Annotated in this window: 19 protein-coding genes and 1 pseudogene; 8 read left to right on the top strand and 12 right to left on the bottom strand. The window is 52.6% G+C overall.

Annotated features, from left to right (window positions below):
- Positions 1–118 precede the first annotated feature (118 nt).
- The gene (gene xanP / locus K0778_RS07245; protein WP_001295238.1) at positions 119–1,510 is read right to left on the bottom strand and encodes a xanthine/proton symporter XanP; all 1,392 of its coding nucleotides are present in this window, start codon (positions 1,508–1,510) and stop codon (positions 119–121) included.
- 279 nt (positions 1,511–1,789) lie between these two features.
- On the opposite strand from xanP, the gene gltS reads away from it, so the two are divergent.
- Positions 1,790–2,995: a sodium/glutamate symporter gene (gene gltS / locus K0778_RS07240; RefSeq protein WP_000468836.1), complete on the top strand. Its 1,206-nt coding sequence runs from the start codon at positions 1,790–1,792 to the stop codon at positions 2,993–2,995.
- Between the two features lie 168 nt (positions 2,996–3,163).
- Here gltS and recG read toward each other — a convergent pair whose 3' ends face one another.
- The 5 genes from recG to gmk are packed head-to-tail and all read right to left on the bottom strand — an operon-like array spanning position 3,164 to position 9,027.
- The gene (recG, locus tag K0778_RS07235; protein WP_000678419.1) at positions 3,164–5,245 is read right to left on the bottom strand and encodes an ATP-dependent DNA helicase RecG; all 2,082 of its coding nucleotides are present in this window, start codon (positions 5,243–5,245) and stop codon (positions 3,164–3,166) included.
- Positions 5,246–5,250: 5 nt separating this feature from the next.
- Positions 5,251–5,940, bottom strand: a complete 690-nt coding sequence (trmH, locus tag K0778_RS07230; protein ID WP_001070177.1) for a tRNA (guanosine(18)-2'-O)-methyltransferase TrmH — start codon at positions 5,938–5,940, stop codon at positions 5,251–5,253.
- Positions 5,941–5,946: 6 nt separating this feature from the next.
- Positions 5,947–8,055, bottom strand: a complete 2,109-nt coding sequence (spoT, locus tag K0778_RS07225) for a bifunctional GTP diphosphokinase/guanosine-3',5'-bis pyrophosphate 3'-pyrophosphohydrolase (RefSeq protein WP_000280488.1) — start codon at positions 8,053–8,055, stop codon at positions 5,947–5,949.
- A gap of 18 nt (positions 8,056–8,073) precedes the next feature.
- Complete coding sequence (gene rpoZ / locus K0778_RS07220) at positions 8,074–8,349, bottom strand: DNA-directed RNA polymerase subunit omega (RefSeq protein ID WP_000135058.1); 276 nt, start codon at positions 8,347–8,349, stop codon at positions 8,074–8,076.
- Positions 8,350–8,403: 54 nt separating this feature from the next.
- Positions 8,404–9,027 (bottom strand): guanylate kinase, encoded by a 624-nt coding sequence (gene gmk / locus K0778_RS07215; RefSeq protein WP_001295237.1) that lies wholly within the window; start codon positions 9,025–9,027, stop codon positions 8,404–8,406.
- A 257-nt stretch (positions 9,028–9,284) separates the two neighbouring features.
- On the opposite strand from gmk, the pseudogene ligB reads away from it, so the two are divergent.
- Positions 9,285–10,965 (top strand): annotated as a pseudogene (gene ligB, locus K0778_RS07210) (NAD-dependent DNA ligase LigB).
- Here ligB and K0778_RS07205 read toward each other — a convergent pair.
- The 3 genes from K0778_RS07205 to K0778_RS07195 all read right to left on the bottom strand — a co-directional run bounded on the left by K0778_RS07205 (position 10,962) and on the right by K0778_RS07195 (position 13,778).
- Positions 10,962–11,579, bottom strand: coding sequence for a trimeric intracellular cation channel family protein (locus tag K0778_RS07205; RefSeq protein WP_000924289.1), 618 nt, complete (start codon positions 11,577–11,579; stop codon positions 10,962–10,964). The pseudogene ligB and the gene K0778_RS07205 sit on opposite strands and share 4 nt — an antisense overlap.
- Before the next feature lie 290 nt (positions 11,580–11,869).
- Positions 11,870–12,694 (bottom strand): DNA damage-inducible protein D, encoded by an 825-nt coding sequence (gene dinD, locus K0778_RS07200; protein WP_063084829.1) that lies wholly within the window; start codon positions 12,692–12,694, stop codon positions 11,870–11,872.
- A 220-nt stretch (positions 12,695–12,914) separates the two neighbouring features.
- Positions 12,915–13,778: a YicC/YloC family endoribonuclease gene (locus K0778_RS07195; RefSeq protein WP_000621336.1), complete on the bottom strand. Its 864-nt coding sequence runs from the start codon at positions 13,776–13,778 to the stop codon at positions 12,915–12,917.
- A gap of 126 nt (positions 13,779–13,904) precedes the next feature.
- On the opposite strand from K0778_RS07195, the gene rph reads away from it, so the two are divergent.
- Positions 13,905–14,621 carry a ribonuclease PH gene (rph, locus tag K0778_RS07190; RefSeq protein ID WP_001247089.1) on the top strand — a complete coding sequence of 239 codons (717 nt, stop codon included), beginning with the start codon at positions 13,905–13,907 and terminating at the stop codon, positions 14,619–14,621.
- Positions 14,622–14,686: 65 nt separating this feature from the next.
- Positions 14,687–15,328, top strand: a complete 642-nt coding sequence (gene pyrE, locus K0778_RS07185) for an orotate phosphoribosyltransferase (RefSeq protein ID WP_000806177.1) — start codon at positions 14,687–14,689, stop codon at positions 15,326–15,328.
- 36 nt (positions 15,329–15,364) lie between these two features.
- Here pyrE and slmA read toward each other — a convergent pair whose 3' ends face one another.
- The 3 genes from slmA to coaBC form a co-directional block, all read right to left on the bottom strand.
- Positions 15,365–15,961 (bottom strand): nucleoid occlusion factor SlmA, encoded by a 597-nt coding sequence (gene slmA / locus K0778_RS07180; protein ID WP_000818601.1) that lies wholly within the window; start codon positions 15,959–15,961, stop codon positions 15,365–15,367.
- Positions 15,962–16,067: 106 nt separating this feature from the next.
- A complete protein-coding gene (dut, locus tag K0778_RS07175; protein ID WP_000976070.1) occupies positions 16,068–16,526 on the bottom strand; it encodes a dUTP diphosphatase in 459 nt (152 codons plus the stop codon).
- Positions 16,504–17,724 carry a bifunctional phosphopantothenoylcysteine decarboxylase/phosphopantothenate--cysteine ligase CoaBC gene (gene coaBC, locus K0778_RS07170; RefSeq protein WP_000050139.1) on the bottom strand — a complete coding sequence of 407 codons (1,221 nt, stop codon included), beginning with the start codon at positions 17,722–17,724 and terminating at the stop codon, positions 16,504–16,506. Before coaBC ends, dut begins: the two co-directional genes overlap by 23 nt.
- A gap of 171 nt (positions 17,725–17,895) precedes the next feature.
- On the opposite strand from coaBC, the gene radC reads away from it, so the two are divergent.
- From radC to mutM, 4 genes are all read left to right on the top strand, one after another.
- Complete coding sequence (radC, locus tag K0778_RS07165) at positions 17,896–18,564, top strand: DNA repair protein RadC (protein WP_001297375.1); 669 nt, start codon at positions 17,896–17,898, stop codon at positions 18,562–18,564.
- Positions 18,565–18,780: 216 nt separating this feature from the next.
- The gene (gene rpmB, locus K0778_RS07160) at positions 18,781–19,017 is read left to right on the top strand and encodes a 50S ribosomal protein L28 (RefSeq protein WP_000091955.1); all 237 of its coding nucleotides are present in this window, start codon (positions 18,781–18,783) and stop codon (positions 19,015–19,017) included.
- A gap of 20 nt (positions 19,018–19,037) precedes the next feature.
- A complete protein-coding gene (rpmG, locus tag K0778_RS07155) occupies positions 19,038–19,205 on the top strand; it encodes a 50S ribosomal protein L33 (RefSeq protein ID WP_001051798.1) in 168 nt (55 codons plus the stop codon).
- A gap of 97 nt (positions 19,206–19,302) precedes the next feature.
- Complete coding sequence (gene mutM / locus K0778_RS07150; protein WP_001114533.1) at positions 19,303–20,112, top strand: bifunctional DNA-formamidopyrimidine glycosylase/DNA-(apurinic or apyrimidinic site) lyase; 810 nt, start codon at positions 19,303–19,305, stop codon at positions 20,110–20,112.
- Positions 20,113–20,133 lie beyond the last annotated feature (21 nt).

Raw genomic sequence — 20,133 nt, 5'->3', positions numbered from 1 at the left:
TCTTCCATCCCGTGAAATGCACATAAGGGAGTTATGCACGATTTACGCGCAATCCTCAAGGCGGGAATGGTTAAAGAGGTGAGACTGCGGCGGTAATTATCTTACCGCCGCCAGTGAATTACTGTTTTTCTGGTGGGAAAATCAGATTCAGCACGATGGCAGTAATACCGCCCGCGGCGATCCCGGAGGAGAGCAGGTTTTTCAGCCATTCAGGGGCAAACTGCAAAATCAGCGGCTGCTGAGACACGCCCAGACCAACCGCCAGCGACAGCGCGATAATCAGAATCGCCCGACGGTTCAGCGGCTCACGAGAAACGATACGCACACCGGAGGCGGCGATGGTGCCAAACATTACAAGCGTTGCGCCGCCCAGAACCGGTTCTGGAATGTGTTGTACAAAACCGCTCACTGCCGGGAACAGACCCAGCACGATCAACATCAGCGCGACGACAAAACCGACATAGCGGCTGGCAACACCAGTCAACTGGATCACTCCGTTGTTTTGCCCGAAGCAGGAGTTCGGGAAGGTGTTAAACACCGCCGAAACAAACGAGTTCAGGCCGTTTGCCAGCACGCCGCCTTTCAGGCGTTTCATGTACAGCGGACCGGACACTGGCTGTTCGGAAACGTCAGAGGTCGCCGTGATATCGCCAATGGTTTCCAGCGAAGTGATCATAAAGACCAGCATCAGCGGCAGCAGCAGACTCCATTCAATGCCAAGACCGTAATAGAGCGGCGTTGGCACCATAATCAGTTCTTGCGTCATCGGTTCGTTGCTTTCTGGCAACATGCCCATAAACCACGCCAGCGCATATCCGGCCGCCATCGCAATTACCAGTGAGGCCACGCGTAAGTAAGGGTTACGTTGACGGTTAAGCAGGATAATTAAGGCTAAAACCACGCCTGCCAGCAGCAGATTTTTCGGTGCGCCGAAGGTGTTATCGCTCATGGCTGCGTAACCGCCGCCAATGGAGGTCAGCCCCACCTGAATTAGCGACAGGCCGATAATCATCACCACAACGCCAGAAACCAGCGGCGTAATAATGCGGCGCGCCAGATGCAGAACGCGGGAGATCACCATCTCGGTGCAACTTGCCAGCATCAACGTGCCGAACAAAGCCGCCATCATGGTAGGAACATCAGCACCACCGGTTTTCAGCGCGGTACCGCCCATAATCAGCGGGGCAACAAAGTTGAAGCTGGTGCCCTGAATAGACAACAGCCCGGAGCCAACCGGACCCCAGGCCTTAATTTGAATAATCGATGCCACACCGGAGGCAAACAGCGACATACTAATAATGTGTTGCGTGTCTTGTGCCGGTAAACCCAGCGCCTGGCAGATTAATAGCGCTGGCGTGATCACCGCAACGAACATCGCCAGCAGATGCTGACAGGCGGCAAACAGGGTTTGAGGAAGCGGCGGACGATCTTCAAGACGGTAAATCAGTTCGCTGTTTTGAGTCTGCGCAACCGGTTGCGCATTTTCTGACTCGAGGGTGGAAACAGACATCGAAAACAATCCCGTGGTAGCAAAGCGGGCATTTTAGCTGACCGAAAGAGAAAAGCAAACGTTTGCCACATCCTCATCTAAATATTTAAATGAGATAAATGCACTTTTTTATATAACTTTTGGTATTTTTCTGCTTAAAATCCATGCCATTTGTTCATTAACAGCTGAGAATTTGACCCAGGAAAGCATAACTCGATACCCGTCATAGTTCATGAGGTTGCCACTGCGCGATGAAGTATGACGAGTATGAAAGAGTGATGCGGATACAAAGGAGTAACTATGTTTCATCTCGATACTTTAGCAACGCTTGTTGCCGCAACGCTGACGTTGCTGCTCGGGCGTAAGTTGGTCCATTCCGTCTCCTTTTTGAAGAAATACACCATACCGGAACCTGTTGCGGGTGGTTTGTTGGTGGCGCTAGCGCTACTGGTACTGAAAAAAAGCATGGGCTGGGAAGTCAACTTTGATATGTCCCTGCGCGATCCGTTAATGCTGGCTTTCTTCGCCACCATTGGCCTGAACGCCAACATTGCCAGTTTGCGTGCCGGTGGGCGTGTGGTTGGCATCTTCTTGATTGTGGTTGTTGGTCTGTTGGTGATGCAAAATGCCATTGGCATTGGTATGGCTAGCCTGTTAGGGCTTGATCCGCTGATGGGGCTGTTGGCCGGTTCTATTACGCTTTCCGGCGGTCACGGTACGGGCGCTGCGTGGAGTAAATTGTTCATTGAACGTTATGGCTTCACCAATGCGACGGAAGTGGCGATGGCCTGTGCAACGTTCGGTCTGGTGCTGGGCGGCTTGATTGGCGGTCCGGTGGCGCGCTATCTGGTGAAACACTCCACCACGCCGAACGGTATTCCGGATGACCAGGAAGTCCCGACGGCGTTTGAAAAGCCGGATGTGGGCCGCATGATCACCTCGCTGGTGCTGATTGAAACTATCGCGCTGATTGCTATCTGCCTGACGGTGGGGAAAATTGTTGCGCAACTTTTGGCTGGCACTGCTTTTGAACTGCCGACCTTCGTCTGTGTACTGTTTGTTGGCGTGATTCTGAGCAACGGTCTGTCAATGATGGGCTTTTACCGCGTCTTTGAGCGTGCGGTATCCGTGCTGGGTAACGTAAGCCTGTCGTTGTTCCTGGCGATGGCGCTGATGGGGCTGAAACTGTGGGAGCTGGCTTCGCTGGCGCTGCCGATGCTGGCGATTCTGGTGGTACAGACCATCTTCATGGCGTTGTATGCCATCTTCGTTACCTGGCGCATGATGGGCAAAAACTACGATGCGGCAGTGCTGGCTGCGGGTCACTGTGGTTTTGGCCTCGGTGCAACGCCAACGGCAATCGCCAACATGCAGGCGATCACTGAACGCTTTGGCCCGTCGCACATGGCGTTTTTGGTGGTGCCGATGGTCGGTGCGTTCTTTATCGATATCGTCAATGCGCTGGTAATTAAGTTGTATTTGATGTTGCCGATTTTTGCCGGTTAACCGATGAAGCGGCGGTAGAAGTGCCGCCGCAACAAAGACAAATGCCTGATACGCTTCGCTTATCAAGCCTGCGTATTGATTCATAATTTATTGAATTTGTAGGGTGATGAATCGCATCCGGCAGGAAGGTAGGGTAACCTGAAATGGCGGTCTTCTCACTGCCGCCTTTTACGCATTCGAGTAACGTTCCGTCTCCGGCATCCAGCGTTCTATCAGGGCTTTTGCCTGTTGTGGGTAACGTTCGTGAATATGGCGTGCCAGGCGCTGAACTTCCGGGATCATCGCCTGATCGCGCAGTAAATCCGCCACTTTAAATTCAGCATTACCCGTCTGACGCGTGCCTAACAATTCGCCAGGGCCGCGAATCTCCAGATCTTTTTGCGCAATCACAAAACCGTCGTTACTGTCGCGCAGCACTTGCAGGCGAATTTGCGCCGTTTTAGAAAGCGGCGTTTTGTAGAGCAGCACGCAGTGAGAAGCCACCGCGCCACGACCTACGCGCCCGCGCAGCTGGTGTAACTGCGCCAGACCCAGACGCTCCGGGTTTTCGATAATCATCAGACTGGCGTTAGGCACATCAACGCCGACTTCAATAACGGTTGTGGCAACCAGCAGGTGTAGCTCACCTTGTTTAAACGACGCCATCACCGCCTGTTTCTCGGCAGGTTTCATCCGCCCGTGTACCAGGCCAACGTTCAACTCTGGTAGCGCCAGTTTCAACTCTTCCCAGGTAGCTTCCGCCGCCTGCGCTTCCAGCAATTCCGACTCTTCAATCAACGTACAAACCCAGTATGCCTGACGACCTTCAGTTATGCAGGCGTGGTGCACGCGGTCAATGATGTCGGTACGGCGGGTATCAGGAATAGCGACCGTAGTCACTGGCGTGCGGCCTGGCGGCAGCTCATCTATCACCGAGGTATCGAGATCGGCATACGCAGTCATTGCCAGCGTGCGGGGGATCGGCGTGGCGGTCATGATCAACTGATGCGGATGGAAGCCCTGCTGCTGGCCTTTCTCCCACAATGCCAGACGCTGATGCACGCCAAAACGATGCTGTTCGTCGATAATCACCAGCGCCAGGCCGTTAAACTGCACCTGTTCCTGGAAGATGGCGTGTGTACCGACAATCATCTGCACCTGACCGCTGGCGATGGCTTCCTGCTGTGCCAGCCGTGCTTTACCTTTCTGCTTACCGGCGAGCCAGCCCACTTCGATACCGAGCGGTGCAAACCAGTTGCGGAAGTTATTGGCGTGCTGCTCGGCGAGTAATTCGGTTGGTGCCATCAATGCTACCTGTTTGCCGTGGGCAATCGCACGCAACGCGGCGAGGGCGGCGACCAGCGTTTTACCGGAACCTACATCGCCCTGCACCAGACGCATCATCGGCACATCCAGCGCCATATCGCGCTCGATCTCCGCCACTACGCGTGCCTGTGCGCCCGTTGGCTTGAACGGTAAGGCGGCGAGGAGTTTATTTTTCAGCGTGTCATTGGCGCTCAGCGGCTGGGCATGAAAACGCTGTGCTCCGGCACGTAAGGCTAACATGCTGAGGTTGTGCGCCAGCAGTTCTTCCAGAATCAGACGACGTTGCGCCGGATGCTGCCCGGTTTCCAGATCGCTAAGCTGTAGCGTCGGTGGCGGGCGGTGCAAAGTGCGCAACGCTTCCGGTAGCGTCATCATTCCTTGTGACAGTTCCGGCGGCAGGAGTTCTTCAATGGCGCAGGTGTCGAGCAGATCCAGCGCCTGGTCGGTTAATTTACGCAGCGTGGCCTGCTTTACGCCTTCCGTTGTTGGATAAACCGGCGTGAGCGTTTCCTGTAATTCTGGCGTGCTGAGATCGCCCTGCACGCGGTATTCCGGGTGGATCATCTCCGCACCATATTTACCGCGCTTTGCTTCGCCATAAGCCAGTACACGGCGGCCCGCCGCCAGGCTATTTTTCATTGCCGCGCTGAAATTGAAAAAGCGCATGGTGAGGATGCCGGAACCGTCGCTGATCTGGCAGGTCATCATCCGCCGACCGCCGAAGGAGATATTGCAGTTCAGCACTTCGCCTTCCACCGTGGCATAAACGCCCGGCAGTAGTTCTCCGATGGGGTAGAGATGGGTGCGATCTTCGTAGCGCAGGGGAAGGTGTAAGAGTAGATCCTGCACGGTATGCAGGTTGATTTTCGCCAGTTTGTTACTAAGTGCTGCGCCAACGCCCGTTAGGGAACTGAGTGGGACAGCATCTAACAGGCGACCTTTCATGGCACTTACCCTGCAGCCTGCATAGTAGCCCACCAGTCGGCATCAGCTTCGATCTCGCCTTGCTGATTGACGTGGGGATAAGGCAGGCCTTTGCGTTTTGCGACTTTCGCCAGCACCGGATAGCCGCCTTCAAACAACAGGCGTTGTTGCTCTGCTTCCGGCAACATGCTGTTTTCACGCAGGTACATGCCTGCATTTTGCCGCTGACGCTGGGCTTCGTAAAGAATGAGGGCTGAGGCAACGGAAACATTCAGCGACTGCACCATGCCGATCATCGGAATGATGATGTCCTGATCCGCCAGGGCCAATGCTTCCTGCGTGATGCCCGTTTTCTCCTGTCCCATCAAAATGCAGGTCGGGCGAGTGTAATCAATTTCGCGGAAATCGACAGCGTTATCAGAAAGATGGGTTGCCAGAATCTGCATGCCCTGGCCTTTGAGATGAGCGACGGCATCGCCAATGGTGCGGTGTGTTTTCACCTGTACCCAGCTGTTACTACCCGCCGCTGCCGAAGCCATGGTGCGCATGCGGCTACCAGGCCAGACGGCGTGAACTTCATGTACGCCAACGGCATCTGCGGTACGAATAATCGCAGAAACGTTATGAGGTTTGTGGACCTGCTCCATGCAGACGGTCAGATCAGGCTGCCGCCTGGCGAGCATTTCGCAGATGCGTGCATAACGTGTTGGGTTCATAAAACATTAATTTCGGTTTCGGGTGACTTTAATCACGTCTGGCATCACGCGGATTTTGCGCATGATATTCGCCAGATGCACACGGTCACGAGCGGTCAGACGAATAAAGGCGCTGTAGACGCGACCATCTTTCTCTTCCGTATTCAAACTTTGAATATTCGAAGTCGTGGTGTTAATTGCCGCCGTCAGGTTTGCCAGCGCACCCTGATGATTGAACATCTCCACCTTGATTTCGGTGATGAACTCCTGCGCCGTCTCTTTATCCCATTCCACAGCCATAAACTTCTCTGGCTCTTTCTGGTAGCCACGGATATTACGGCAGGATTCATGGTGGATCACCAGACCTTTACCGGGGCTGACGTGGGCGATAATCGGGTCGCCAGGAATAGGGCGGCAGCATTTCGCAAAGGTGATCAGCACGCCATCGGCACCTTTAATGGGCAGATGTCCGTGGCTTTGGGTTGCCGGTGGAATGGAGGCGTCCCCATGTTGCAGATTTTTCGCGACCACCACGCTCATTGCGTTACCAAGTCCGATTTCTGCCAGCAGATCGTCAAGCGTTGCCAGCTTCATGCGATCCAGCTCGCGCTGAATATTTTCCTGCGGGATTTCATTCAGCTTACGGCTACCACCCAAAGCATGGTTGAGCAGACGACGGCCCAGGCTTACAGAATCATCACGCTTGAGGTTTTTCAGCAACTGACGAATTTTGGCGCGCGCTTTCGAGCTAACGACAAAGTTCAGCCACGCGGCATTCGGGCGAGCGCCCGGAGCGGTAATGATTTCAACGGTTTGACCGCTGGTAAGCGGCTGCGACAGCGGGTAAGGCTGGCGGTCAACGCGTGCGCCCACGCAGGCATGGCCGATATCGGTATGCACTGCATAAGCGAAGTCGACGGGCGTTGCACCGGCAGGCAGCTCGACAATGCGCCCTTCCGGTGTGAAAACGTAAATCTCATCCGGGAAGAGATCGGATTTAACGCTCTCGATAAATTCAAACGAACTACCGGCGCTCTGTTGCAGCTCCAGCAGGCTTTGCATCCAGCGCTGGGCGCGGATTTGTGCGGTAGTACTGGTTTCGCCGTGCTCTTTATAAGCCCAGTGCGCGGCAACACCCATCTCCGCCATCTGGTCCATATCTTCGGTACGGATCTGGACCTCAACCGGCACACCGTGCGGGCCGATCATCGAGGTGTGCAAAGACTGATAGCCGTTCGCTTTTGGAATGGCGATATAGTCTTTCACGCGGCCCGGACGCGGCTTGTACAGGCTGTGCATCTGGCCCAGCACGCGATAACAGGTGTCAGAATCATTGACGATCACGCGGAAAGCGTAGATGTCCATGATCGAGTGAAAACGCTGCTCTTTGAGCACCATTTTGCAGTAAATCGAATAAAGATGCTTCTCGCGACCACTGACGCGGCACGGTATTCCCGCTTCCTGCAAACGCCCTTCGATTTCAGAAAGAATCTTCTGGATCATCTCTTTACGGTTGCCGCGCGCGGCTTTCACCACTTCTTTGATTACGCGATAACGGTTGGGATACAGCGCCTCAAAACCCAGCTCTTCGAGTTCGGTTTTAATGTGGTGGATACCTAAACGGTGCGCCAGCGGGCTATAAATTTCGAGAGTTTCACGGGCGATGCGGCGACGTTTGTCCGGGCGAAGTGAGCCCAGCGTGCGCATGTTGTGGGTACGGTCGGCAAGTTTGATGAGGATGACGCGGATATCCTGCACCATCGCCATAATCATCTTGCGAAAGTTTTCGGCCTGCGCCTCTTTCTTATCGCGGAACTTGAGTTTATCAAGTTTCGACACCCCCTCTACCAGCTCGGCGACGCTTTTACCAAAAAGCTGTTCCATATCCTGGTAGGTGGCGGGAGTATCTTCAATCACGTCATGCAGCAGCGCCGCCATCAGCGTTTCATAGTCGAGTTTCATCTCGGCCAGAATGCAGGCAACCGCTACCGGGTGCGTGATATAGGGTTCACCGCTTGAACGTGTTTGCCCCTCGTGAGCATCACGTGCAACGAGATACGCCTGCCGCAGACGCTTGATTTGGTCTTCCGGCAGGTAGGTTTGAATCAGTTGATTCAGGCTTTCAAACAGATACAAGGGCGACCCGCTTTGTGATTAACGACGACCTTCAGCAATAGCGGTAACGGCTTGTAATTCAGCGGCTTCCTGCTCTTGCTGTTCCTGGCGTTCGCGAACGTCGAGGATCTGGTTGTTGATCAGACCTTCTTCGATTTCGCGCAGCGCGATTACAGTGGTTTTATCGTTTTCTTCCGGTACCAGCGGATCCTTTCCGCCTACCTGCATCTGACGAGCGCGACGCGCGGCGACCAGTACCAGGTCAAAACGGTTACCAATTTTCTCTACAGCGTCCTGAACAGTTACGCGTGCCATACTTAAAAAGCTCCACAGGTGAAGAAATGACTGGGCATGATACTGAAATCAGGTTCAGTCTGCCAACAATTTGCTGATTAAAGCGTCATGACGCTGCTTTTGGCGGCTCATGCGCAGACGTTCGGCGCGAATAATGGTCTTCAAATCGGTCAACGCGGTATCGAAGTCATCATTCACAATCAGGTAATCATATTCGGCGTAATGGCTCATTTCTGCAACAGCTTGCGCCATACGCTTTGCAATGACCTCTTCGCTGTCCTGACCGCGACCGCGTAGACGGCGGTCCAGTTCAATTTTAGACGGCGGTAAAATAAAGATACTCCGCGCGTGCGGCATCTTCTGGCGAATTTGCTGCGCGCCCTGCCAGTCGATATCGAGAAAAACATCGACACCGGTCGCCAGTACTTGCTCAATGGCCTCACGCGAAGTGCCATAGTAATTACCAAAAACTTCTGCGTGTTCGAGGAACGCATCTCTGCTAATCATTTCTTTAAATTCATCATGATTAACAAAGAAATAATGTTCACCGTGGACTTCACCAGGACGCGGTTGGCGTGTGGTGTGTGAAACAGAAACCTGGGTGTCATACAACGGTTGGGTTTTTAATAAAGCCTGAATCAGGCTGGATTTACCCGCGCCACTGGGGGCAGAAACAATATAAAGCGTGCCTTGAGCCATGAGTATCTTTCGTATGTGATTAGCGAAATAAAGCCTACATACGAGCTTATTATACACGGCGCGGCCATGTGACGTAGCCCTTGCTCACACTTTTTGCGCAAAGTTGTTGCGTTTTGCGTAGCTGCTTCCGCATTTGCCTGTCATTCACTGCAATAAAGACGATTTTCAGGAAGCGTCCTCGCAGACTCCGTTTTTGCCACTCGGCTTTGCTTTCATCACGTTGTATATCTGCCTGACTACCTACAGCGGAGGTGATGATGAAAGTATGGATGGCGATATTAATAAGTATCTTGTGCTGGCAATCATCTGTGTGGGCGGTCTGTCCGGCCTGGTCGCCAGCCAGAGCACAGGAAGAAATTTCCCGCCTGCAACAGCAAATAAAACAGTGGGACGATGACTACTGGAAGGAAGGAAAAAGTGAGGTGGAAGACGGTGTTTACGATCAGTTAAGCGCCCGTCTTACGCAGTGGCAACGCTGCTTTGGGAGCGAGCCCCGCGACGTGATGATGCCGCCTTTAAATGGTGCGGTTATGCATCCGGTTGCCCATACGGGTGTACGCAAAATGGTGGATAAAAACGCATTAAGTCTGTGGATGCGAGAACGTAGCGATCTTTGGGTGCAGCCAAAAGTTGATGGCGTTGCGGTAACCCTGGTTTATCGGGACGGGAAACTGAACAAAGCAATCAGTCGCGGTAATGGCCTGAAAGGCGAGGACTGGACGCAGAAAGTTAGCTTAATTTCCGCTGTGCCGCAAACCGTTAGCGGGCCTTTAGCCAACAGTACGCTTCAGGGGGAAATATTTCTCCAGCGCGAGGGGCATATCCAACAACAAATGGGGGGAATAAATGCCCGCGCAAAAGTTGCTGGCTTGATGATGCGCCAGGACGATAGCGACACGCTGAATTCTCTGGGCGTTTTTGTCTGGGCATGGCCGGATGGACCGCAGTTAATGTCTGATCGTTTAAAAGAGCTGGCTACCGCAGGTTTTACTCTAACGCAGACGTATACCCGTGCGGTGAAAAATGCTGATGAAGTTGCGCGCGTACGCAATGAGTGGTGGAAAGCGGAATTACCCTTCGTCACCGATGGCGTAGTTGTACGAGCGGCGAAAGAGCCAGAATCCCGCCATTGGCTACCGGGCCAGGCAGAGTGGCTGGTGGCCTGGAAATATCAACCTGTAGCTCAGGTTGCCGAAGTGAAGGCAATTCAGTTTGCGGTGGGTAAGAGCGGTAAAATATCGGTGGTTGCGTCACTCGCACCTGTCATGCTGGATGATAAAAAAGTCCAGCGGGTGAATATTGGTTCCGTCAGGCGCTGGCAGGAGTGGGATATTGCGCCTGGTGATCAGATTCTCGTCAGCCTTGCCGGTCAGGGTATTCCTCGCATTGATGATGTGGTGTGGCGCGGTGCAGAACGTACAAAACCGACACCGCCAGAAAACCGCTTTAACTCGTTGACCTGCTACTTTGCTTCTGATGTTTGTCAGGAACAGTTCATTTCACGCTTAGTCTGGCTGGGGGCAAAACAGGTTCTTGGGCTGGATGGCATTGGTGAGGCCGGCTGGCGCGCTGCATCAGACTCATCGCTTTGAGCATATCTTTTCCTGGCTTTTATTAACGCCAGAGCAATTACAGAACACGCCGGGGATCGCGAAAAGTAAAAGTGCGCAGCTATGGCATCAGTTTAATCTGGCTCGTAAGCAGCCTTTTACTCGCTGGGTGATGGCAATGGGAATACCGCTAACCCGGGCGGCGCTTAATGCCAGTGATGAACGGTCCTGGTCGCAACTTTTATTTAGCACGGAGCAGTTCTGGCAGCAGCTGCCGGGCACTGGATCGGGGCGCGCCAGACAGGTTATTGAATGGAAGGAAAATGCGCAAATCAAGAAGCTGGGCAGTTGGCTGGCTGCCCAGCAGATCACAGGTTTTGAACCTTAGTGTCCTTCGTGGCTGTAGTAAAAGACCGGTAATCCCAGCTTAAGGCGTAGCGCCAGTAAGCGGGCAAAAAAGCCGAATACCAGGGTGGAGATAATTACCACATCATGATTAGAAACATAGTGTTGCAGCGCGATGTACAGCACGGCGGAGGCAAATGAGACACCGGCATACAACTCTTTCTGGAATACCAGTGGGATGCGTTTACAGAACATATCGCGCAAAACGCCGCCAAACACGCCGGTGGTTACCGCCGCGACAACGGCAATAATTGGGCCGTGCCCCATATCCAGTGCAACCTGTGCCCCGATGATAGAAAAGACCACCAGTCCGAGCGCATCGAGCACCAGAAACACTTTGCGCAGGTAAGGCATTACAGGAGCAACGATAGTGGTGAGTACTGCGGCGGTAGCGACGATAATCACATATTCCGGGTGTTTGACCCAGCCGAGCGGATAGTGGCCCAGCAGAATATCGCGCACTGACCCTCCGCCAATTGCGGTGGCGGTCGCAATAATAATTACGCCAAATGTATCCATGCGCCGTCGTCCGGCCGCCAGCGCCCCCGTCATGGCTTCGGCAGTAATGCCAACCAAATACAAAATGTGTAACAGCATGGTTCTCTCCCTAAAAATCTGTCTGGCAGGGTAGCGATTTGTGCGCATTGTCACGATTGAGATTTTTTAAGGTGAGGGGAAATTGATAACTTGTAGTTATGTGAAATCGCTATTTTCTGTAGCAGAGATGCATTCTTCTGACTTCTTGTCTGAGAAAATGCATAAGAAAAAATAGGTTAAAACTGAGGGGGGAAAAGAAAGGTGCAATATTTAGCCATTGTGTTCACTGCACCTGGACCTTGGCTTACGCATCGGGTGTCTCAATCAACAAAAAGAGTTTTTAGTTTCTGCTATTTCTTCTCTGTAATTTTTACACTGTTTTCCAACTGCTTGATGCTGACCTGCGGGGTCGGCAACTCCTCAGGCATGGTTCCGCCAAGTTCCTGAATGGTTTGCCTCACCTTGCGACCCACGTCAAAGTGTGTGGTGTTTGCTTGCTGTTTTGAATTCACGCCATCCCGCTTGAGTTTTTCTTCTGTTTGGGTAGCTCGAAAGAGATTAGCCGCCAGTTCTGTTGAACCCATATGATCCAGGATCTTCTGATTCTTTTTCAGCCCCTTCCGCTGATGAATAGCTTTCTGATCTAATCCACCATACAGCCCCCGGTAACCATGATTCTGAAATATGGCGAAATCGATAGCTGTCGCTCCCCCAGCTTGCTGCGCTGCCTCAACCAATTGTTTGTTATGTTCTTTCAATTCATTTCTCAGAAAAAGACGCTTTTCGTCTTCACGAAGTTGCCTGAAAGCTTCATCGTCAGCCAGCTCCTGCCGTCGGGTCTGGATAGCAAAATAAGTTTGCCCTGCCGCAATAACCGGTTTCGCAGGGTCGCCGTTTTGTACTACCAGGTAACAGGCATAGCGGGAGAGATGAACATCTTCAAGTTCTCGTTGAGCCCCTGAACCTAATACAACCATTTTGGTGGTTTCAACGAAATGGTCAGATGCAGCTTGATTGCTGGCTTCGCACGCTTGAGTCGCGCGGGCCAGTACCTTTTGAAAATTGCGCCAGCCCCGATAATCCAGTAACGGTGCCAATTCTCTAGCTGACCAAAATTCTTGCCCTTCAGTGCCATAATGCCGTATTTCTTCAAAAGGTTGATGATGTTCGTTCATTGCCCACTCCATGTGATATCGATTGCAAAGAAAGTAAATCTGTAACTGTATTTATATACAGTTGTGAGTATCTCACGTTCTCAGTGTGCTGGGCAAAAAAACATCGCAAAATCTGGAGCAGGCACGCAAAACAGAATTGAAGTTGCGGGGAAGAAAAATGCCGCTCTGTTTGAGTGGGCGGCATTTGTGAAGGCTGAAAAGTAAGAATTAGTGTTACGAGTTACTCAATATTCTGAATCTGCTCGCGCATCTGCTCAATCAACACTTTCAGCTCGATGGCGGAGTTTGTCACTTCGGCATTGATAGATTTCGACGCAAGAGTGTTCGACTCGCGGTTGAATTCCTGCATCATAAAGTCCAGACGACGACCAACGGCTTCTTTTTTCTTCAGAATGTTGTAGGTCTCTTTGACATGCGCTTCCAGGCGGTCCAGTTCTTCGGCAACGTCAATTCGTTGTGCCAGCAGAACCAACTCCTGCTCCAGACGGTTGTTTTCCAACTGAACCTGAGCATCTTCCAGCTTCGCGACCAGACGCTCACGCTGCCATTGCAGGATTTCCGGCATATGGGCGCGGACTTTGACCACTTCGGCGGTGACGCCTTCCAGACGCTGCTCGATCAATGCTTTCAGTGCCTGACCTTCGGTTTCGCGCGCGACAATAAAGTCGTCCAGCGTACCATCCAGCGCCGCGAGAATTTCAGCGGCAATGGCGTCGAGATCCTGCTCCTGGGCTGCCATCACGCCCGGCCAGCGCAGAATATCAACCGGGTTGATTTCCCCTTCGTCACTCTGCATTTTTACCCAGTTCGCGGCAGTTACCAGCTGTTTAGCCAGTTTTTCATTGAGGATCAGCTCACCTTGTGCGCTAACATCTGGCTCATAGCGCAGGGTACATTCCACTTTACCGCGCGTCAGGCGAGAACGAATACGCTCGCGAACGACAGGTTCAAGGCTACGGAACTGCTCCGGCAGACGAAAGTAAGTTTCCAGATAACGCTGGTTTACCGAGCGCATTTCCCAGGTTGCGCTCCCCCATTCACCCTTGATTTCACGCCGGGCGTAGGCGGTCATACTGCGGATCATAGACGTTCCTGTTTATAAAAGGAGAGGTGGAAGGATTATAGCCATCGATGCCTTGTCAGGATAGGAATAACCGCCGGAAGTCCGTATAATGCGCAGCCACATTTGTTTCAAGCCGGAGATTTCAATATGCGTCCAGCAGGCCGTAGCAATAATCAGGTGCGTCCCGTTACCCTGACTCGTAACTATACAAAACATGCAGAAGGCTCGGTGCTGGTCGAATTTGGCGATACCAAAGTGTTGTGTACCGCCTCTATTGAAGAAGGCGTGCCGCGCTTCCTGAAAGGTCAGGGCCAGGGCTGGATCACCGCAGAGTACGGCATGCTGCCACGTTCTACCCACACCCGTAACGCTCGTGAAGCGGCGAAAGGTAAGCAGGGTGGACGCACAATGGAAATCCAGCGTCTGATCGCCCGTGCTCTTCGCGCGGCAGTAGATTTGAAAGCGCTGGGTGAGTTCACCATTACGCTGGACTGCGACGTGCTTCAGGCTGATGGTGGCACGCGTACCGCGTCGATTACGGGTGCCTGCGTGGCGCTGGCAGATGCGCTACAGAAGCTGGTGGAAAACGGCAAGCTGAAAACCAACCCGATGAAAGGGATGGTAGCCGCAGTTTCTGTCGGTATTGTAAACGGTGAAGCAATTTGCGATCTGGAATACGTTGAAGACTCAGCCGCAGAGACCGACATGAACGTAGTGATGACCGAAGACGGGCGCATCATTGAAGTGCAGGGGACGGCAGAAGGCGAGCCGTTCACCCATGAAGAGCTACTCACCTTGTTGGCGCTGGCCCGAGGGGGAATCGAATCCATTGTAGCGACGCAGAAGGCGGCGCTGGCAAACTGATTTTTAAGGCGACTGATGAGTCGCCTTTTTTTTGTCTGTAGAAAAGTAAGATGAGGAGCGAAGGCATGAAACCATATCAGCGCCAGTTTATTGAATTTGCGCTTAGCAAGCAGGTGTTAAAGTTTGGCGAGTTTACGCTGAAATCCGGGCGCAAAAGCCCCTATTTCTTCAACGCCGGGCTGTTTAATACCGGGCGCGACCTGGCACTGTTAGGCCGTTTTTACGCTGAAGCATTGGTGGATTCTGGCATTGAGTTCGATCTGCTGTTTGGCCCTGCTTACAAAGGGATCCCGATTGCCACCACTACCGCCGTGGCGCTGGCGGAGCATCATGACCTTGACCTGCCGTACTGCTTTAACCGCAAAGAGGCAAAAGACCACGGTGAAGGCGGCAATCTGGTTGGTAGCGCGTTACAAGGACGCGTAATGCTGGTAGATGATGTGATCACCGCCGGAACGGCGATTCGCGAATCGATGGAGATTATTCAGGCTAATGGCGCGACGCTTGCTGGCGTATTGATTTCGCTTGATCGTCAGGAACGGGGGCGCGGCGAGATTTCGGCGATTCAGGAAGTTGAGCGTGATTACAACTGCAAAGTGATCTCTATCATCACCCTGAAAGATCTGATTGCCTATCTGGAAGAGAAGCCGGAAATGGCGGAACATCTGGCGGCGGTTAAGGCCTATCGCGAAGAGTTTGGCGTTTAAAGAAACTCGCCGGATGAAAAGTCATCCGGCGTCATATTACTGCAACTGCGCGGCAATTAGCGGCCAGCGGGCGTCAAAATCATCCGTCGGGCGGTATTTAAATTCGCTGCGGACAAAACGTGACAGCATACCTTCACAGAAGGCCAGGATCTGGCTTGCCAGCAGGGTTTCATCGGTGGTGTAACCTTCACCCTCACGCATTCTCTTTTCACGCAATACCTGACGCAGCTGCGCTTCAATACGCTCGAACAGCTGGTTGATACGCCCTTGCAGGCGATCCTGTTCAAACATCAGCGCATGACCAGTGAGGATGCGGGTCAGGCCAGGATTACGCTCACCAAAACCGAGAAGCAGCAACACAATCAGACGCAGGCGCGCTGTGGTGTCTTTCTCATCTTTCAGAATCAGGTTGATGCGAGTAATCAGGCTATCTTCGATAAACTCAATCAGGCTATCGAACATGCGGGTCTTACTGGGGAAGTGGCGATACAGTGCCGCTTCGGAAACGCCGACAGAGGCGGCCAGTTTTGCCGTCGTGATACGTTGGCTTCCATCGCTGGATTCCAGCATCAGCGCCAGAGACTGAAGTATTTCCTCGCGACGGTTCCTTTTCGCAGTTTGTTTTTCTGCCATGTTACAAAATACCCCTGAAAATAAGCACTTGCCAGGCGGCACCCACGCTATGACCGCAAACGAAATGTTTGCGGCTATGTTATGACGTTATTCGGATGCGTATGTGTTACTGACGACCAGAGTGACCAAAGCCGCCTTCACCGCGGTCGGTGGCGTCGAAATCTTCCACCAGATTAAATTCAGCCTGTACTACCGGAACAAAAATCATCTGGGCGATGCGTTCGCCAGGTTGAATGGTGAAGCTGTCCTGACCACGGTTCCAAACGGAAATCATCAACTGGCCCTGATAGTCAGAATCGATCAATCCTACCAGGTTACCAAGCACGATACCGTGCTTATGTCCCAATCCGGAGCGCGGCAGCATCATTGCCGCCAGTGAAGGATCGGCAATATGAATCGCCAGCCCGGTCGGAACCAGCGTAGTGTCACCCGGAGCCAGTTCTACGGCGTCGTCGAGACAGGCACGCAGGTCAAGTCCGGCAGAGCCAGAGGTGGCATAAGTCGGGAGCGGAAATTCCTTCCCAACGCGCGGGTCCAGAATCTTAACGTCGATTTTTTTCATCATAACGGGTCACGATCTCGTCGAGTAATAATTGGCCAAGGAGCTCTTTGCGCTCAAGCGGTAAGACTTTATCTCCGTCCTGCCAGAAAAGGTGTAATGCGTTGTTGTCGCTGTTAAATCCTTGAGTTGGCTGGGAAACATCGTTCGCGCAGATCAGATCAAGGTTTTTACGGATACGTTTTTGCCGGGCGTATTCTTCCACATTATTTGTTTCGGCGGCAAATCCAACGACGTAGGGTCGATGGTCTTTTAGTGCGGCAACGCCTGCGACGATATCGGGGTTTTTAACCATTTTTATTGTTAATTCATCACCCTGCGTGGCCTGCTTTTTGATTTTTTCTGGGGCCACGGTAGCTGCGCGATAATCCGCCACGGCGGCGCAACCGATAAAAATATTTTGCTGCTGTACAGAAGCATTCACGGCGGCTTCCATTTCCAGCGCGGTCATCACATCAACACGTTTAACAAACGGTGGCGTCGGTAGTGAAACCGGACCTGATACCAGCGTGACGTTCGCGCCACGACGGGCAGCGGCGGCGGCGATAGCAAAACCCATCTTGCCGGAGCTGTGATTAGAGATATAACGCACCGGATCGAGCGGTTCACGCGTCGGGCCGGCGGTAATCATAATGTTCAGATGTTTCAGGTCGTTGACGGGCGAAAAATGCGCTACCGCCATATCCACAATGGTTAATGGATCGAGCATTCGCCCTGGGCCGATATCACCACAAGCCTGACTGCCACTGTCTGGCCCCCAGATCAGCAAACCACGGGAAGCAAGCACCTCTAAATTATGCTGCGTGGCAGCGGCACGGTACATCTGCTGGTTCATGGCGGGGAGCACGGCTACAGGCGCAGGTGTAGCCAGACAAATCGTCGATACCAGGTCATTCGCCATTCCGGCAGCAACACGGGCAATCAAATCTGCCGTGGCAGGGGCGAGAATCACTAAATCAGCCCATTTACCCAGCTCAATATGGCCCATAGCGGCTTCGGCTGCCGGGTCCAGCAGACTGTCGGAAACGGGATAACCAGAAACCGCCTGCAAGCTAAGTGGGGTGATAAAGGCTTTTGCCGCTTCGGTCATGGCTACGCGGACGTCGGCCCCGCGATCGCGCAAACGACGCACCAGTTCAGGGGTTTTATAGGCAGCAATACCGCCGCTAACGCCGAGAACGATTTTTTTACCGGCCAGGCTCATGATGATTTTTCCTGTTGGGTGACACCAGAAGTTGGCGATTTTATCACAATACTTTTGTTGTCGTGCCTTCACCTGAGATTCACTTTGCGAGGCTCTTTCCAGGATTGAAAACTGGCCGTCGATTTAACGGAACGACTATGACAGGATGCGAGCACCACAAAGGAGGTGAAGGTGAAAAACAATGCACAGCTGTTGATGCCGCGCGAAAAAATGCTGAAGTTTGGTATTAGCGCCTTAACGGATGTCGAGCTGCTGGCGCTATTTCTGCGTACCGGAACGCGCGGTAAAGATGTATTAACCCTGGCAAAAGAGATGCTGGAGAATTTCGGCTCTCTTTATGGCTTGTTAACCTCTGAATATGAACAATTTAGTGGTGTTCATGGAATTGGCGTAGCGAAATTTGCCCAGTTAAAGGGGATTGCTGAACTGGCGCGACGTTACTACAACGTGCGGATGCGTGAAGAAAGCCCTTTACTCAGCCCGGAGATGACGCGGGAATTTTTACAAAGCCAGCTCACGGGTGAGGAGCGGGAGATCTTTATGGTGATCTTTCTCGACTCCCAACACCGGGTTATAACGCATAGCCGTCTTTTTTCCGGCACGCTAAACCATGTTGAAGTCCATCCTCGGGAAATTATCCGCGAAGCGATAAAAATAAACGCCTCGGCGCTGATCCTTGCACATAATCATCCTTCGGGTTGTGCTGAACCCAGTAAAGCGGATAAACTCATTACTGAACGGATAATAAAGAGTTGTCAGTTCATGGATTTACGCGTGCTCGACCATATCGTGATTGGGCGTGGAGAGTATGTTTCTTTTGCCGAACGCGGCTGGATTTAACCCGCTATGCGCGATCCTTCGGGATCTTTGTCTGTTCGGGACTTGAGCACATCGCTGAGTCAGCGTATACTACGCCACCTTTGAGAATCTCGGGTTTGGCATTTGGGCCTGGCAATCGAGAGTTCACATAGAACTGCGATGACCGGGCTGTAAAGCCTGACGAGGCGCCAATACCCCATACGAAGCTCGAGCTAATTTGATTTTTGGAGAATAGACATGTCCCGAGTCTGCCAAGTTACTGGCAAGCGTCCGGTGACCGGTAACAACCGTTCCCACGCACTGAACGCGACTAAACGCCGTTTCCTGCCGAACCTGCACTCTCACCGTTTCTGGGTTGAGAGCGAGAAGCGTTTTGTCACCCTGCGCGTATCTGCTAAAGGTATGCGTGTAATCGATAAAAAAGGCATCGATACAGTTCTGGCTGAACTGCGTGCCCGTGGCGAAAAGTACTAAGTACTTAGAGGAAATAAATCATGGCTAAAGGTATTCGTGAGAAAATCAAGCTGGTTTCTTCTGCTGGTACTGGTCACTTCTATACCACTACGAAGAACAAACGTACTAAGCCGGAAAAACTGGAACTGAAAAAATTCGATCCAGTTGTTCGCCAGCACGTGATCTACAAAGAAGCGAAAATCAAATAATTCTCGCTTTGATGTAACAAAAAACCTCGCTCCGGCGGGGTTTTTTGTTATCTGCTTGCCCCCATATTGATTGCATCTGTTCATTCCTGGAGATGCTATGCCTGAATTACCCGAAGTTGAAACCAGCCGTCGCGGCATAGAACCGCATCTCGTTGGTGCAACCATTCTTCATGCAGTGGTGCGCAACGGACGCTTGCGCTGGCCGGTTTCAGAAGAGATCTACCGTTTAAGCGACCAACCAGTGCTTAGCGTGCAGCGGCGGGCTAAATATTTGCTGCTGGAGCTGCCTGAGGGCTGGATTATCATTCATTTGGGGATGTCTGGCAGCCTGCGCATCCTTCCAGAAGAACTTCCCCCTGAAAAGCATGACCACGTGGATTTGGTGATGAGCAACGGTAAAGTGCTGCGCTACACCGATCCGCGCCGCTTTGGTGCCTGGCTGTGGACCAAAGAGCTGGAAGGGCATAATGTGCTGGCCCATCTTGGACCGGAGCCGCTCAGCGACGATTTCAATGGTGAGTATCTGCATCAGAAGTGCGCGAAGAAAAAAACGGCGATTAAACCGTGGCTGATGGATAACAAGCTGGTGGTAGGGGTAGGGAATATCTATGCCAGCGAATCACTGTTTGCGGCGGGGATCCATCCGGATCGGCTGGCGTCATCACTGTCGCTGGCAGAGTGTGAATTGTTAGCTCGGGTGATTAAAGCGGTGTTGCTGCGTTCGATTGAGCAGGGCGGTACAACGCTGAAAGATTTTCTGCAAAGTGATGGTAAACCGGGCTATTTCGCACAGGAATTGCAGGTTTACGGGCGAAAAGGCGAGCCGTGTCGGGTGTGCGGTACGCCGATTGTGGCGACTAAACATGCGCAGCGGGCAACGTTTTATTGTCGGCAGTGCCAGAAGTAATTCATGCGCGCCGGATGGCAT

It is taken from the genome of Escherichia sp. XD33, from assembly GCF_019375075.1.
Lineage (GTDB): Bacteria > Pseudomonadota > Gammaproteobacteria > Enterobacterales > Enterobacteriaceae > Enterobacter > Enterobacter flexneri_A.
This window is presented reverse-complemented; position numbering and strand designations above follow the sequence as displayed.